Origin of the sequence: Solibacillus sp. CAU 1738 (assembly GCF_039888725.1) — a bacterium.
Taxonomy (GTDB): Bacteria; Bacillota; Bacilli; order Bacillales_A; family Planococcaceae; genus Metasolibacillus.
Genome location: NZ_JBDQQN010000002.1, coordinates 615,921 through 633,147, shown reverse-complemented (window position 1 = coordinate 633,147; position 17,227 = coordinate 615,921). Strand labels below are relative to the sequence as shown.

The window sequence follows — 17,227 nt, the reverse complement described above, 5'->3', positions numbered from 1 at the left end:
AGCAATTGGAGGTGTTTATATGGAAGGAATTATCATCTCCGCTTTGTTTGCACTCATCGTTGGTGCCGCTGTTAGCTATATCTACATGAAAAAAGTGAATGACTCAAAAATCACTGGTGCTACGCATACTGCACAAGCAATCGTTGAAGAAGCGAAACGTGAAGCGGATGCATTGAAAAAAGAAGCACTACTGGAAGCAAAAGATGAAACTCACAAATTTCGAACTGAAGCTGAAAATGACATTCGTGACCGTCGTTTTGAACTTCAAAAACAAGAGAACCGTTTATTGCAAAGAGAAGAAAATCTTGACCGCAAGGATGATGCTCTAAATAAGAGAGAAGCCGGCTTAGAGCGTAAGGAAGAAGCTCTATCTGACAGACAACAGCATATTGAACAGATGGAAAGCAAAGTGGACGAGCTCGTAGCAGCACAAAAAACGGAGTTAGAACGTATTTCCGCTTTAACAAGAGATGAAGCAAAAATGATCATCTTAAGTGAAGTAGAAAAAGAATTAGCTACTGATATTGCTGTTATGACGAAGGAATCTGAAACACGTGCGAAAGAAGAATCTGATAAAAAAGCGCGTGAAATTTTATCCCTTGCACTACAACGCTTCGCAGCAGACCACGTTGCAGAAACGACTGTATCAGTCGTAAACTTACCTAATGACGAAATGAAAGGGCGTATTATCGGACGTGAAGGCCGTAATATCCGTACCCTTGAAACGCTAACAGGTATTGACTTAATTATCGATGATACGCCAGAAGCAGTAATTTTATCAGGTTTTGATCCGATCCGTCGTGAAACAGCACGTCTTGCACTTGAAAAATTAGTACAAGATGGCCGTATCCATCCAGCACGTATCGAGGAAATGGTTGAAAAGTCTCGCCGTGAAGTAGATGAACAAATTCGCGAAACAGGTGAGCAAACGATTTTCGAAGTAGGTATTCACAATCTACATCCTGACTTAATGAAAATTTTAGGTCGCATGAAATATCGTACAAGTTATGGTCAAAATGTGCTTAAACATTCAATCGAGGTGGCACATCTTGCAGGATTACTTGCAGCAGAGCTTGGAGAAGACGTAACACTTGCCAAACGCGCAGGTCTTCTACACGATATCGGAAAAGCAATTGATCATGAAGTGGAAGGAAGCCACGTTGAGATTGGTGTCGAGCTTGCAACGAAATATAAAGAACATCCAGTTGTTATTAATAGTATCGCATCTCACCATGGAGATACTGAAGCGACATCAGTTATCGCAGTACTTGTTGCAGCAGCGGATGCTTTGTCAGCTGCCCGACCAGGTGCTCGTAGCGAAACACTAGAAAATTACATTCGTCGCCTAGAAAAGCTAGAAGAAATTTCAGAAAGCTATGATGGCGTTGAAAAATCATTTGCAATTCAAGCCGGTCGTGAAATACGAATAATTGTACAACCTGACAAAATTGACGATCTTGCCTCACACCGTCTTGCACGCGATATTCGAAAGCGTATAGAGGAAGAACTAGACTACCCAGGTCACATTAAGGTAACTGTTATTCGTGAAACACGAGTAGTTGAATATGCAAAATAATAAGTAATAACCTACTTTCTTAAGGAAAGTACTGAAAAACTTTAATATTCATATTTTAAAGTACATTTCACGAAAAAATAGGCAGCTTTTTGTTCGATTTCGAACAGAAAGCTGCCTATTTCTATTTAATGATCATGAACTCATCTAAATATTATTCATAAATCCCCTTAATTTAGCATAATAAAAACATTAGAGCTTTTTTTAATGCTTATAGAACAGGGGGATGCTAATGATTGATATGCATAGCCATATATTGTGGAATGTAGATGATGGACCAAAAACGTTAGATCTTACTATGCGAATGATGGAACAAGCAGTTAAGGAAGGGATTTCAGTAATTATTGCTACTCCACATAGTCATCACCCTCAATATAATGTTGATTATAATTCAGTGAGAAATCTAACAGAAAGATTACAATATGAACTACTAGAAAATAATATACCTCTAACAATTTATACGGGACATGAAGTACGATTATCCGGAAAAATCATGCTCCTTTACAAAGAAAAACAAATCCATACATTAGCAAATTCTAATTATATGTTATTAGAATTACCTTCATACAATATACCGAATTACACAATAAGTATTATCCGTGAGTTACTATCAGAAGGAATTACGCCTATTATTGCACATCCAGAACGTAATAAAGCCATTGCTGAAAGACCAATACTTTTAGAACGATTAATTTATGAAGGGGCAAAAGCGCAAATAACTGCAGGAAGCTTAGCTGGTTATTTTGGTCGCACACTACAAAAGCTCTCTCTTAATTTAGTAAAGGCGAACTTAATTCATACGTATGGATCAGACGTTCATAATTTAACATCGCGGCCGTATCTTTTTGATAAAGGTCTCAGTTATTTAGAAAAGAAGAAGGAATTAGATGCAGTCGATATTTTGCTCGAAAATAATTATAGGATCATTGAAAATAAACCGTTTATTCAACAAGAACCAAGTGAAATCGAAGCTGAAAAATGGTGGAAAATTTATTGAAAGTGCAATCGTATCCCAATTTTGAATAAATTTATTTAGTAAAGGTAAAAATATACTATATATTTACAAATGCCCGAGGGGGACAGCGATGAAAAAAGTATTAAAATGGGTAGCAATAATTGGGTTTATCGTATTTGTATTAGGTTTTGCAATGACGTATAAATTATATGCTGAAATAAAAAATACAGCACAGGAAATGTATACACCAATTCAAGATGAAGTATCACCTAGAAGAGTTGAAGCAGTCAATGTTACTGCAAAGGAACCATTTTCTGCATTAATATTAGGAGTCGATGAGCGAGAAGGTGATAGTGGACGGTCTGATACAATGATTGTCCTAACAGTCAACCCAACACTCGAGACAACAAAAATAGTAAGTATACCGCGGGATACGTATACCGAAATTATTGGAAAGAACTTCAAAGATAAAATCAATCATGCGTACTCTTTTGGTGGAATTGAAATGTCGGTGAAAACCGTTGAAAGCTTGCTTAATATCCCAATAGACTATGTTGCACAAATCAATATGGAAAGTTTCAAAGATATTATTGAAATTGTCGATGGCATTACAGTAGAAAACACATTCGAATTTGATTATGAAGGAGAGCACTTCCCGATAGGTGAATTGACACTAGATGGTGAGAGTGCCCTGAAGTATGTGCGAATGCGTTATGAAGATCCTACGGGAGACTTTGGTCGCCAAAATCGCCAAAAACAAGTTATTCAAGGCGTTATAAAAAAGAGTTTAACATTAAACACATTGTTTAACTATAAATCTATTTTTAAAACATTAGAAGAGAATGTAGAAATCAATGTCGTCTTTGATGATATACTCAGCATTCGTAAAAACTACTCTAGCAGCTTTAATACAATAGAGCAGCATTATATGAATAATGGCACAGGAACGAAGATGAACGGTATATATTACTATATTCCGGATGAACAGGAACTAGAAACCCTTCAAACAATATTGAAAAGTCATTTGGGTATGTAGGTAAAAGGACACGAAAAAAATATGACATTGAATATTACACAAAATCAGGAATATAGTATAGGACTTCTCCGTATAATAGAGTTTAGATAGAGTAATTTGGTCTATTTTAATAGTTAGTATGATAATACAAATATATTAGCTTTTCTTGCGTAAAATTAATTAATCATGAAGAAAGAAAATGTTCAATATAGAATGCAAGTGTATAAGTAGAAAAAGCTTACAGTAGCAAAACTAAATGAGAAACTAAAAATATGTTAATTGAGATCATAAATCATTTAGGAAATGTCTTTACATCTTAAATTTTGCATATGTATGGTATGGTGCGGAATTTGCACCTCGTACGAATCTTCTGAATATTTATTAGGTTCGTCGAGTGTCGGAGGGCTAAGTAAGAATGAAGGTTTGGGGGAAAGTATTTCATCCAGCCAGAGCCTTTCATATGCAAAAGACAGGTACATGTGTATAAGTGTTGTCATTACAGGGCCGCAAACTAGCCGATTACAACGGTTGTCATTTTTAAGTAATAAAGAGGAGTCTTGTGGCATAAACCATTTAGGTAAGTGAACGACGGGACATTACCTTTGTTTAGATGCATTAAGAAAATAAAAGTGAGTTATACAACCAGGAGATGTGTGAATTGTGGAAAAAATCTAATGATTATCGATTATTTAGCATTTATAGACAGATTATTAATGCAACAAACTGATTTGAAACATGAATATTCATATGATGCTTCTTAAGAGAAATCGGAATGATTATAAGGGACTAGAAATACAAAATCCAAATTTTTTAACATATTTATTAAACCGGAATTAATTAATGAAGTTTGTTCAAAGTTTCGAATAACCAATTCAATGGTAATTGCAAACTGTTTGTAACGTAGAAAACAAACTTTATAGTTATTTAGATTAGTAATATTCAGTTTAATGTATGAAAGAACGATCAATAAAAATACCAAACTCTATACACAAAAATAATCCTCTTATACAAACTAATATATTTATTAATAATAACCTTTAAGTAACCACGATAATTATACCACCATTTCTGCTACGAAAATATTTTATTTTCCTTGAAAATATCTGTAATAAAACAGTTAGCACCATAGATTTTTATGGAAATTTGTTTGATTTAGTAAGAATAATTACCTGTGAAATGAGTGATAAATTGCCGAATAAATTACTATCAAGAGCTATTTTAGATGATTCATTAATAGGCATAAATATTGACTGGTCAGAGTATTATACACCTGTTTCAATGGTTCACGATTATTTAGAGGAAGTATCAGATGAATTAACAGGCTGGATAAAGTCTCCTTTAGAACGAAACAAAGAATTATTAACTTCTATAGACTGTATTGCCTCTGAAATAAAAATGAATGCAAATGTATTAATTGTAATCGGTGTAGGGGGTTCATTTTTAGGAGCAAAAGCTATACAAGATGCATTGACTCCATACTTTGGACTAAATAAAAATGGAATTTCTGTTATTTATGTCGGTCAAAATATGAGTGGAGCTTATATTCAGCAATTATTAAATAGTCTCGAAGATAAAGAAATTTATGTAAACGTTGTTTCAAAATCTGGTACAACGATGGAACCTGCAATAGCATTCCGAGTTTTTCGTAATTATATGAAAAAAAGATACGGTCAAGAATACTACAATCGAATTATTGTTACAACTGATGCAGAAAAAGGATTATTAAAACAAATAGCCGACAAAAGTTACTATCGGCAATTTTATATTCCCTCTAATATAGGCGGACGGTACTCAGTTTTAACACCAGTCGGTCTTTTACCGATTGCAGTAGCAGGAGTAAATATTTATCAGTTACTAGAAGGGGCATATGAAGCTGCTATTCTTTTACAAGAAGAACGAGTAGAACAGAATGAGGCTTACCGATATGCTGTTATTCGAAATGAATTATTTAAAAGAGGTTACCAAGTAGAATTACTAGCTTCCTTTGAACCTTCATTAGCTAAATTGCATGAATGGTGGAAGCAATTATTTGCTGAAAGTGAAGGGAAGGATAAGAAGGGTTTATTTCCTAGTTCAGTAAGCTTTTCGACAGACTTGCATTCTATTGGGCAATTTATTCAAGAAGGGAATCCCATTTTATTTGAAACGATTCTATATTTTAATGAAATAAATGAAGATTGTTCGATTCCATTTGATGAGCAAGATGATGATCAACTCAACTATTTATCGAGTAAAAGTATTAACGAAGTAAATGCCGTATCAAAAGAAGGGGTTATAGCAGCGCATACAGAGGCAGGTGTACCAATCATACAGCTACAGTTTGAAAAATTAGATGCCTATCATTTAGGATATCTTGTTTATTTTTTTATGAAAGCCTGTGCAATGAGTGCTTATTTATTAAATGTCAATCCATTTAACCAGCCTGGTGTAGAAGCATATAAAAAGAAAACTTTAGAGATGTTGATTAAAGAAACGGTATATGGATAAAAAAACAACAAATCAAAATAATAGAGGAACAAAATGGTTATAGAAGCGTAACAAAACTGCTATTAAACTTCGAAAGGATGTCTTTATGAATAAAGTAAAAAAAGCAATTATTCCAGCTGCAGGGATGGGGACACGTTTTTTACCAGCAACAAAAGCAATGCCAAAAGAAATGTTGCCGATTGTAGGTCGTCCAACGATTGAGTATATCGTGGAAGAAGCTATTCTCTCTGGTATTGAAGACATCATTATTGTGACTGGGAAAGGAAAAAGAGCAATAGAAGATCACTTTGATCGGAACTTTGAACTTGAACAAATCCTAAAAGAAAAAGGGAAGTTTGATTTGTTGGAAAAAGTGAATAAATCCTCAAACGTAAACATTCATTATATTCGCCAAAAAGAACCAAAAGGATTAGGGCATGCAGTATGGTGTGCAAGAAAATTTATTGGAAATGAACCATTTGCCGTTTTATTAGGTGATGACATTGTGCAGGCGGATATACCATGTACAAAACAATTAATAGACCAATTTGAAATAATACACAGCTCCGTTGTTGGAGTTCAACAAGTTTTATATGAAGAAACAAATCGCTACGGCATTATTGACCCGAATAAAAATGATGGGAGAATTTATCAAGTTCGAAAATTTATCGAAAAGCCAGAACTAGGTACAGCCCCTTCAAATTTAGCCATTATGGGGCGCTATGTGTTAACACCGGAGATTTTCGAAATACTGGAAGAGCAAGAAGTTGGTGCTGGAGGCGAAATTCAACTGACAGATGCGATTCAAAAATTAAATACTATACAATCTGTCTACGCGTATAACTTTGAAGGTAAGCGCTATGATGTTGGCGAACAATTAGGTTTTATTCGGACAACAATTGAGTTTGCAATGAATAATGATGAGTTCGGTGCAGATGTTCGAAAAATGCTTGAAAATATTCATATTAACGCTTCAAAAACCCTAATAACGGAGGGGTTAAGTTGAATCTAGCTGTGTTTGGTGCGGGTTATGTAGGATTAGTAACTAGTACTTCTTTAGCAGAAATAGGACATCAAGTAATTTGCATTGATAAAGATCAAGCGAAAGTAGAAACAATGAAAGAAGGGATAGCGCCAATTTATGAACCCGGATTATCAGACCTCATGAAAAAAAACATGGACTTAGGTCGACTAACTTTTACAACGGATTATGTTGAAGGGTTAAATGATGCGGATATAGTTTATATTGCAGTAGGTACACCCGAAAATGAAGATGGTTCTGCTAACTTAATTTATGTCGAAGAAGTGGCTACAACAATCGGTCAAACCGCCAAGAAAGATACGATTGTCGTAACCAAAAGTACTGTACCAGTTGGCACAAATAATCGATTACAAAAAATAATCGATTTAAATAAATTATATCATATAAAAATTGAAGTAGTTTCAAATCCAGAATTTTTAAAAGAAGGTTCTGCCATTTATGATTCTTTTCACGGCGACCGTATTGTGATTGGTGCGAATTGTGAGAAAGCAGCAAATGTAATCGAAGAAATTAATAGACCATTTGGAATTCCTATATACAAAACAGATTTACGTAGTGCAGAAATGATCAAATATGCATCCAATGCATTTTTAGCAACGAAGATTAGCTTCATTAATGAAATTGCCAATATTTGCGAAAGAGTGGGTGCTGATATTGAACAAGTTGCATTAGGTATGGGGCTAGATAAGCGAATCGGTCCGGAGTTTTTAAAAGCAGGTATAGGATACGGTGGTTCATGTTTCCCTAAAGATACGAAGGCTCTAATTCAAATTGCGGGAAATGTGCAATATGACTTTGAATTATTAAAAGGTGTAGTTAATGTTAATAAAAAACAGCAAAAAAAGTTATTAGATAAAGTATATGAACGAATTGACAGTGTGAAAGGTAAAAAAATAGCCGTGCTTGGGTTAGCATTTAAGCCGAATACAGATGATATGCGCGAAGCACCATCTGTATATATCGTCAACGAACTAGTTAAGTTAGGTGCCAGCGTTTTTGCGTACGATCCAATTGCAGTAGAAAATGCAAAGAATCACTTAGATCCTTCTGTGGTATATGTTGAAAGCATTGAAAGTGCAATTAAAGTTGCAGAGGCAGTGTTAATCCTTACTGAGTGGCAAGAAATTAAAAATATGGATTTAACTATTTTTAATACAATGAAATATCCACTTGTTATAGATGGGAGAAATTGTTTTTCTGTAAATGAAATGGAAGCACTAAATTATGAATATTACTCTATTGGAAGAAAAACGCTAAAGCCAATTCTTCAACCTATGTTTGAAAGTTGGTGAAATGAAATGATCTACCAATCTTCTAATGGGAGCTCTAAAGTTAATAGGGAAAATGAATTTCCACTTCAACAAATTCAAGTGAATGATAATAAGTATTACTTAATTAGTAAAAGGATTGTGGATTTAGTATGTTCCACTATCGGAATAATTTTATTAATTCCTTTATTTTTATTACTAGCTATTTTTATTAAGTTAGAGGATAGAAAAGGACCAGTAATTTTCAAGCAAATTAGAATTGGAAAAAGTGGTAAACAATTTAATATTTATAAATTTCGTTCTATGGTGACAAACGCCGAAGAGTTAAAAGTAGCCCTGCTCGAACACAATGAAATAGCCGGACCTGTTTTTAAAATAAAGTATGATCCAAGAGTAACAAAAGTAGGGAAGTTTATAAGAAAAACAAGTTTAGATGAGTTGCCACAACTTTTGAATGTATTAAAAGGTGAAATGAGTTTAGTCGGTCCAAGACCACCACTACCGAATGAAGTAGAGAAATATACTAGCTACGAGAGACAGCGACTTAGAGTGACACCTGGACTCACTTGTTATTGGCAAGTAAGTGGTAGAAGTAATATTAGTTTTGAACGATGGATGGAATTAGATTTGAAATATATTCAGGAACGCAGCTTCTTTTTGGATATAAAATTAATATTAAAAACGGTCTTCGTTATATTTGGTTCAAAAGACGCTTATTAATAAGGTGGAGGTTTGTAATGGAATTAAATGCAAAAATATATGTAGCTGGACATCGAGGATTAGTAGGGTCAGCGATTATAAGAAAACTAGAAGAAAAGGGGTATTCAAATATTGTTTATCGATCTAGTGGAGATCTAGATTTAAGAGACAAAGTACAAGTGGATGAATTCTTTGAAGATGAACAACCAGAGTTTGTTTTTCTTGCAGCCGCAAAAGTAGGTGGAATTGTTGCTAACAATGATTACCCTGCAGACTTCATTCGGGATAATCTAATGATTCAAACGAATGTAATTGATGCATCCTACCGCAATAATATAAAAAAGTTACTTTTCCTTGGAAGTACTTGCATTTATCCGAAATTTGCTCCTCAACCAATGAGTGAGGATACCTTATTATCTGGGGTGTTAGAATCTACAAATGAACCATATGCTATTGCAAAAATTGCTGGAATAAAGATGTGTGAAGCTTTCAATCGTCAATATGGTACAAATTTTATTTCAGTCATGCCCACAAATTTATATGGTCCAAACGATAACTTTGATTTAGAAACTTCACATGTATTACCAGCATTAATTCGAAAATTTCACGAAGCAAAAATAGAAAATGCGGCGACGGTTGAAGTATGGGGAACGGGTTCTCCAAAAAGGGAATTTTTATATTCAGCTGACTTAGCTGAAGCGGTCATATATTTGATGAATAATTATGAGGGGACTCAATTTATCAATATTGGTGTAGGCAAAGATATTTCGATAAAAGAATTAGCTAAAAAAATAAAAGAGATTGTTGGATTTAACGGTGATATTATTTTTAATACATCAAAACCAGATGGCACTCCAAGAAAATTAGTAGATGTAACAAGATTAAATGAGTTAGGTTGGCAAGCAACTATTTCCCTAGATGAAGGAATAAAAAAAGCATATGAATGGTTTTTAAATAATACAGATGCAACTGTTGTTGCCGAGTAATGGAGGTAGCTATGAAAAAAGCAATTGTTACAGGAGTAACTGGTCAAGACGGTTCTTATTTAGCAGAGTTTTTGTTGGAAAAAGGCTATGAAGTACACGGTATTATTCGCAGAAGTTCTTCTTATAATCAAGAAAGGTTAGAAGACCTCCTATTAGAAGAAGAGGAAAATGCATTATTAAACCATAATAACTTCACACTACATTATGGTGATGTAACAGATGCACTGAATATTACTCGATTAGTTAGCGAAATCCAACCTGATGAAATTTATAATTTAGCAGCTCAATCGCATGTTCGTGTTTCATTTGATATGCCCAGTTATACGTTAGATGTTGATGCAAAAGGTACATTAAATATTTTAGAGGCAGTTCGGATTTTAGGATTAACTGATAAAACAAAAGTGTATCAAGCATCTACATCTGAATTGTTTGGAAAAGTCCAAGAAGTCCCGCAAAAAGAAACAACGCCATTTTATCCTCGTTCACCATATGGGGTTGCTAAAATTTATGGATACTGGATAACGAAGAATTACCGGGAAAGTTACAACATGTTCGCAGTAAACGGCATATTATTCAATCACGAATCAGAACGTCGTGGAGAGACGTTTGTTACGAGAAAGATTACCCTTGCAGCTGCTCGCATTGCACAAGGAAAACAAAAAACATTGCAACTTGGAAATTTAAACTCCTTACGTGATTGGGGATATGCAAAAGATTATGTAGAGTGTATGTGGCTAATTTTACAACATGATCAACCTGAAGATTTTATTATTGCTACAGGAGAAATGCATAGTGTAAGGAAGTTTGTTGAACTAGCATTTAAATATGTTGGAATTGAAATTGAGTGGTCAGGTGAAGGTATTGAGGAAATAGGGATAAATAAATCAACAGGTGAAGTCATTGTACAAGTCGATCCTAAATACTTCCGACCAACAGAAGTCGATCAATTATTAGGAGATCCTACAAAGGCAAAAACTTTATTAGGATGGAATCCAACGAAAACTTCATTTGAACAATTGGTAGAGAAAATGGTTCTTCATGATATAGAGAAAGTCTCAAATGAAATGAGATTAGTGGAAATGTTTGATTGATAATAGTATAAAAGAAAAATTAATTTTCCTGTGATTCTTTATTCTATGACAATAGAAATGGAGTTAGTCTATGAAAAAAAAATTACTGATGTATGCACATTATTATCATCCAGATGTAGCTTCTACTGGACAAATTCTTACTGAACTTGCAGAAGGCATGAAAGAACATTTTGATATTACAGTTATTTGTGTAGTCCCTTCATATACAGGTGTTGTCTCACAGGCATATGAGGGGAAAAAATATTATTTTGAAGAGATTAATGGCATAAAAATTGTCAGAGTAAAGGTTCCTGAATTTAGTAAAACAAATAAGGTTAGTCGTGTGAAAAATATAGTAACGTATTTTTTTCGAGCTATAATTGCTACTTTTAAAGTTGGAAAACAGGACTTTATTTACTCGATATCACAACCTCCGATATTAGGAGGGATTCTTGGGGTTTTGGGTAAATGGATAAAAAATGCTAAATATATTTATAACATACAAGATTTTAATCCCGAACAAACAATGGCAGTTAATTATAGTGAAAATCAATTTATCTTAAAAATTATGATGTTACTGGATAAATTTAGCTGTAAACGAGCGGATAAAGTAATTGTCGTAGGAAGAGATATGTTAGTGACATTGAAAAATCGTTTTAAGTTAGGTGGGAATTTAATAAGTAAGAAGCTCCCAGACAATTGTTACATCAATAATTGGACGAATGAAAAAGAAATCTATCCGTTAGGTTCAAATCATCAAAAAGTTGTTTCATTCAAAAAAAAGTATGGTTTAGAAGATAAGTTTATCTTTATGTATTCAGGCAATATCGGTTTGTATTATGATTTGGAGAATTTAATAAAAGTAATTGAAAAGTTTAAAGAAGAAAAAGAGATAGTTTTTGCATTTGTAGGAGAGGGAACAGTAAAAGCTCATTTAGAAACGTACAAGGAAAATCACCAATTAGATAACGTCTGTTTTATACCATATCAGAAAAAAGCGGATTTAATATACAGTCTTAACGCTGGAGATGTTCATTGGGTAGTAAATGCAAAAGGTATTCGAGGGGTTTCTGTTCCAAGTAAGCTTTACGGTGTAATGGCGGCAGGTCGACCGGTCTTAGGTGTTCTAGAAGTAGGATCAGAAGCTAGATTAATCATTGAAGAAGCGAAATGCGGCTATGTTAATGAGCCTGGTAATTACGATCAAATAGAACAATGTATTAGAAAGATTATTGATGAGAAAGAAACATTAATTCTAAAAAGTAAAAATGGCCGAGACTATTTAGTGAAAAATCTAACAAAAGATGTATCCATAAACAAATATATAAGTGAAATCAATTCGCTAGAGCAAATTGGAAAATTAAAAGGGGAAATCCAATATGAACAGTAATTGGTTTAAGGTAGCAATGAAAATAACTAAAGTAAATTATGGTAAAAACCTTCTATTAAAAGGGGTACCAATAATTTTTAATAGTACAGGAGCAACATTAGATATTGGTCATAATGTTACTATTAATTCTTCATTTTTATCAAATTTAGTTGGTCTATATCAACGAACAATTATTGTGACTCGTACACGTGAAGCGGAAATTGTAATTGGTGATAATGTAGGTATTTCAGGTGCAACTATATATGCGAGGACATCAATAAAAATTGGAGAAAATACACATGTTGGTGGTAATGCGAAAATTTTTGATAATGATTTTCATCCACTTGAAATTGAAGCAAGAAATGCAGATATTAAGGAGAAGATTGGTACACGGCCGGTAATAATAGGTAAGAATTGTTTTATTGGATGCAATTCTTTAATTTTGAAAGGGACGGTTTTAGGAGATGGTTGTATCGTTGGCGCAGGATCAGTTGTCAGTGGAAAATTTGAAGATAATTGTATTATTGCAGGAAACCCAGCAAAGGTGATAAAAAGACAATTTCCAAAACCTATTGCTGTTAATAGTTAATAAGTAGAGGAATGCAATAAATTAATTTATTGAATATATTAAGAGATTAAATCTAGTTAAGAGGAAAAAGCTATGTCTATGATGAGATTATTATGGATTGGTTGTCTAGAAAGTGAAGAAGAATTCAAAATAAAATCAAAAAAAGGTTATAATTTAGCCTCAGCGCAAGTATCACAATTAAATATTATAAATGGGATAGAAGAGGTATCAGGATTAAGATTTGATTCAATAAATGGCAGTGTTCTGCCTCCATATCCTCGATATTCAGATAAAATTATTGAAGAAGTAATATGGTCTCATAAAGAAAATACTTTCAACATAAGTGTAGGATATAAGAATATTAAGGGATTGAATAGAATCACATGTAAATATTCAATGATAAATGCTGTTAAAATATGGGTTAGAGATATGTATAAGGGTGAAAAACTAGTTGTTTTTGCATATTCTATGAGATCACCAGTTATGGCGGCAGCATGTGAAATAAAAAAATTAATTCCCGATGCAAAAATAATTCTTATTGTAACAGATCTCCCTCAATATATGGACTTAGGCCAAAGTAAGTTGAAAGCGTTGCTTAAAAAGTTTGATTGGCTACATATAAAGAGAATGCAAAAGGAGTTTGATGGTTTTATTTTATATGCCCAAAAGATGGCTGAATTTTTAAAAATTCCAAATGAAAAATGGTTGCTAATGGAAGGATCGTATGATGTTAAAGACACTTTACCATTAAAGATAAATTCGTATAAAAAAAGTAAGGTTATAATGTACTCCGGAAAACTGGACATAGAATATGGTATCGGTATGCTAGTGAGCGCATTTATGAAAATACCAATGCCAGATTTAGAATTATGGATTACAGGTGGTGGAAATGCAGAAGAATGGATCAAAGACTGTGTCATTAAAGATTCGAGAATAAAATTCTATGGGTTTCTTCCATTAAGGGGAGATGTCCTAAAAAAACAGATGGATGCCTCTCTTTTAGTTAATATGAGACTTCCTTCAGAACGTGCATCTGCATATTGTTTTCCATCAAAGCTTTTTGAATATATGGCTAGTAATATTCCGGTGCTTTCGTTTAAACTCGGGGGTATTCCATTAGAATATTATAAACATCTAATAATTGTTGATAATGAGACACAGGAAAGTTTGATTAGTGCTATTACAAGTGTTTTTAATTTGAATGATGAATCTAGAAATTTTACTGGTCAAAAGGCTAGAGAGTTTATTTTATCTAAAAAGACAAAAGAACATCAATGCAAGCGTATTTGGAAATTTGTTAAGAAGGTTTAGGGTGAGAATTATGAAGAGAATTTTGTGGGTGTGTAATGTACCGATCCCAAAAATCGCTAATAATATGAAAATAAAAGTACCAAACATTTCTGGATGGTTAACAGGTTTTGCAAATGCTTTAGAAAAAGCGAATGATGTTGAATTGCATATATGCTTCCCATTAATTGGATTAAAAGAGATGAAGCAAGGGAAAGTTGGTAGTTTGAGATATTACGCCTTCTCTCAACCAAAGTTATTTGGATTCATACCAGTAGAGGATCCACTTAATACATCTGTGTTAATGGAAAAACATCTTGATGAAATAGTTACACTCGTTAAACCAGATGTTTTGCATATTTTTGGTACAGAGTATCCTCATGCCTTAGTAGCAGCTAAAGCATTTAATAAGCCGAATAGAACTGTAGTTCATATTCAAGGATTAACTTCGTATTATTGGATGCATTTTAATTCCGGAATTCCAGATAAGGTAAAAAAAAAGTTTTCTATTAGCAATTTTGCAAGAGGTAATCTTTTAAAACAAGAAAAGAAACTAAAACAACGTGGTGAATTTGAAATCGAAACTCTTAAAATAGTAGGACATGTAATAGGAAGAACAGATTGGGATGAAGCATGTACAACTCAAATAAATCCTGATATTAAATATCATTTTTGCAATGAATCTCTTAGAGACCCTTTTTATGATGAGGAATGGAATGCTGAAAAATGTGAAAGGTATTCTATATTTATGAGCCAAGCTGCAACTCCTATTAAAGGATTACATTTTATGATTAGAGCATTACCTGAGATAATAAGAGTGTATCCAGATACACATCTTTATATTGCTGGAAATGACTTAATTAGAACTGATTCATTATATGCAAAATTAAAAATTTCATCATTTGCTATATATATTAAAGCACTACTTAAGGAATTCGACATAGAGAATAAAGTTACTTTCACTGGCTCTTTAAATGAAATAAAGATGAAAGAGAGATTTTTAAAAAGTAATGTATTTATTTCGCCTTCAACAATTGAAAATTCCCCTAATTCGCTTGGGGAGGCTATGTTACTTGGTGTACCATGTATCTCATCGGATGTAGGTGGGGTAAAGGATATGCTTGAACATAATAAAGAGGGATTTATTTATCAGGGAGATGCCCCTTATATGCTTGCATATTTTGTGAAGAAATATTTTGGGAATCCTGATTTAGCAAGAAGTTTTGGTTTAGAGGCAAAAAAACATGCATTGGTTACACATTGTAGGGAGAATAACCTAAAAACACTATTAAAGATATATGATGAGATAATTCAGGGTTGATTAATTTTCATCAAGATTTTCAATAATAAAGAGTAATTAATAGTTAGAGGAGTTTGTTTACCTAAAGAGGAAGAATAAGATTTGAAACCGCATTTTTTGCATATTTTCTAGTTGAAGAGGAGTTGGTAAAGGATGCAGTTAATAACGAAAAAAAAAATTCAATTTTACTTATTTTAATGATCATAGCAATTGCACTAGAGAATTTTAAATTAATAAATGTAATAGGTGCACCAATTAAGGTAACCCATATAGTTTTTATTATAGCAATAATAAATTCATTATTTTTAGTAATAATAAAACAACAATTTAATTTGAAATATCTTTCAATCTATTTATTTTTAATTATTATACCTTTAATTCCGTTATATAGAATATTTGACATAACGGAATTTATGAAAACTTATGTGATATATATTCTTATGATTTCTTTCCTGACTTTTTCTTATTCAGATTTCTCGAAAAAATTTAAAGCAGCCTATATGAGTTATATAAATATGTTTTTATGCATTATATTACTAGTCCAATTATTGGGGATTATACAATTTGTTTGTATGAATTACTTTGGTTATTTTTTTCTAGATGGAATTTGGGGAGATTTCCAATTCCATAGAAGCATTTATGGAATGCAATTTGGTTTGTATAGAGCATATTCAATATTTCACGAACCCTCTTTTTTTGGTTGGGTTTCTACAACTTCTTTTGCAATCTGTGTTTACTTGAAAAGAAAATATTATCTAAAAAATTCGAAATATTATTTGTTTCAATTCTTTAATATTTTAGCAATTGGAGTTTCTGTAAGTGCATCCTCTCTAGTTATTATCCTATTAATATATGGGATCTCAATATTATTAGAAATAAAAAAACCTGTTAAGTTTTTTATATTAATAATAATAAGCTGTGCAATCTTTTATATATTAGGGGAATTTACAAATGTATTTAACTCATTAGAACGGGTAGGAAATGAAATTAATACAAGTGAAACATCAGGTTATGAAAGATTAAACACTCCGATGCAATATATGATAGCCACATTTGAAAACTACCCTTTATTTGGCCGAGGACTAGGTCAAGAAGGAAATATAGACGCTGTTGGAGTAATTGGACTGTACGAAGGAGTACACAATTCACTATTCGGTATTTTTGTGAATTTAGGCTTAAGTGCAATTGTTTTTATTGTATATTTTTTATTATTCTTCTTCAAAAAAATAAAGCAAAATATGGATTATGTTTTAATATTTACAGCACTTATGGGGATATATGTTTCAACTGGTGCATACCTCTCACTAGATACTTTTGTAGTGCTTGTATTTATGTTGTTAATTGGAGATTTACCCAAAAAGGAGATTTCTAATATAAATATTAAGGGGTATTCTAATATACAAAATAATTAATGATTTGATTGAGTTTTCTTTACAGCATTATTAATTTTTTTTAAGAAAGCAAATTTCTAATGTTGCTTTCTAATTAATATTAAACGATTAATGAGAGGGAATTAGACTTGAAATTTGGATTTGGGGTTTTAGAATGATGCTGAAACATAGTGTTATTGTTGTTCAAAGGTATATTCCATGATATCAGGTTTATTTAAGTTGCAATTATCTATAAGGA

At 32.7% G+C, this 17,227-nt stretch carries 14 protein-coding genes; all 14 read left to right on the top strand.

Annotated features, from left to right (window positions below):
- Positions 1-19: 19 nt before the first annotated feature.
- Positions 20-1,576, top strand: a complete 1,557-nt coding sequence (gene rny / locus AAFN87_RS08345; RefSeq protein WP_347790583.1) for a ribonuclease Y — start codon at positions 20-22, stop codon at positions 1,574-1,576.
- A 229-nt stretch (positions 1,577-1,805) separates the two neighbouring features.
- On the top strand, positions 1,806-2,570 hold the full coding sequence (locus tag AAFN87_RS08340; protein WP_347790582.1) for a tyrosine-protein phosphatase: 765 nt from the start codon (positions 1,806-1,808) through the stop codon (positions 2,568-2,570).
- An 88-nt stretch (positions 2,571-2,658) separates the two neighbouring features.
- Entirely contained in the window at positions 2,659-3,564 is a 906-nt protein-coding gene (locus tag AAFN87_RS08335) for an LCP family glycopolymer transferase (RefSeq protein ID WP_347790581.1), read from the top strand.
- Between the two features lie 1,167 nt (positions 3,565-4,731).
- A complete protein-coding gene (locus AAFN87_RS08330; protein WP_347790580.1) occupies positions 4,732-6,030 on the top strand; it encodes a glucose-6-phosphate isomerase in 1,299 nt (432 codons plus the stop codon).
- An 85-nt stretch (positions 6,031-6,115) separates the two neighbouring features.
- Complete coding sequence (gene galU / locus AAFN87_RS08325; protein WP_347790579.1) at positions 6,116-7,015, top strand: UTP--glucose-1-phosphate uridylyltransferase GalU; 900 nt, start codon at positions 6,116-6,118, stop codon at positions 7,013-7,015.
- Positions 7,012-8,343 (top strand): UDP-glucose dehydrogenase family protein, encoded by a 1,332-nt coding sequence (locus tag AAFN87_RS08320; protein WP_347790578.1) that lies wholly within the window; start codon positions 7,012-7,014, stop codon positions 8,341-8,343. The genes galU and AAFN87_RS08320 overlap by 4 nt, the downstream gene beginning before the upstream one ends.
- Positions 8,344-8,349: 6 nt before the next feature.
- Complete coding sequence (locus AAFN87_RS08315) at positions 8,350-9,039, top strand: sugar transferase (RefSeq protein WP_347790577.1); 690 nt, start codon at positions 8,350-8,352, stop codon at positions 9,037-9,039.
- A gap of 17 nt (positions 9,040-9,056) precedes the next feature.
- Positions 9,057-10,004: a GDP-L-fucose synthase gene (gene fcl, locus AAFN87_RS08310; protein WP_347790576.1), complete on the top strand. Its 948-nt coding sequence runs from the start codon at positions 9,057-9,059 to the stop codon at positions 10,002-10,004.
- Positions 10,005-10,015: 11 nt separating this feature from the next.
- Complete coding sequence (gene gmd, locus AAFN87_RS08305) at positions 10,016-11,095, top strand: GDP-mannose 4,6-dehydratase (RefSeq protein WP_347790575.1); 1,080 nt, start codon at positions 10,016-10,018, stop codon at positions 11,093-11,095.
- 70 nt (positions 11,096-11,165) lie between these two features.
- Positions 11,166-12,464 (top strand): glycosyltransferase family 4 protein, encoded by a 1,299-nt coding sequence (locus AAFN87_RS08300; RefSeq protein WP_347790574.1) that lies wholly within the window; start codon positions 11,166-11,168, stop codon positions 12,462-12,464.
- Entirely contained in the window at positions 12,454-13,032 is a 579-nt protein-coding gene (locus AAFN87_RS08295; RefSeq protein WP_347790573.1) for an acyltransferase, read from the top strand. Before AAFN87_RS08300 ends, AAFN87_RS08295 begins: the two co-directional genes overlap by 11 nt.
- A 72-nt stretch (positions 13,033-13,104) precedes the next feature.
- On the top strand, positions 13,105-14,322 hold the full coding sequence (locus AAFN87_RS08290) for a glycosyltransferase (RefSeq protein ID WP_347790572.1): 1,218 nt from the start codon (positions 13,105-13,107) through the stop codon (positions 14,320-14,322).
- Positions 14,323-14,332: 10 nt separating this feature from the next.
- The gene (locus tag AAFN87_RS08285) at positions 14,333-15,619 is read left to right on the top strand and encodes a glycosyltransferase family 4 protein (RefSeq protein ID WP_347790571.1); all 1,287 of its coding nucleotides are present in this window, start codon (positions 14,333-14,335) and stop codon (positions 15,617-15,619) included.
- Positions 15,620-15,741: 122 nt separating this feature from the next.
- Positions 15,742-17,010: an O-antigen ligase family protein gene (locus AAFN87_RS08280; RefSeq protein ID WP_347790570.1), complete on the top strand. Its 1,269-nt coding sequence runs from the start codon at positions 15,742-15,744 to the stop codon at positions 17,008-17,010.
- The last annotated feature ends 217 nt before the right edge of the window (positions 17,011-17,227 follow it).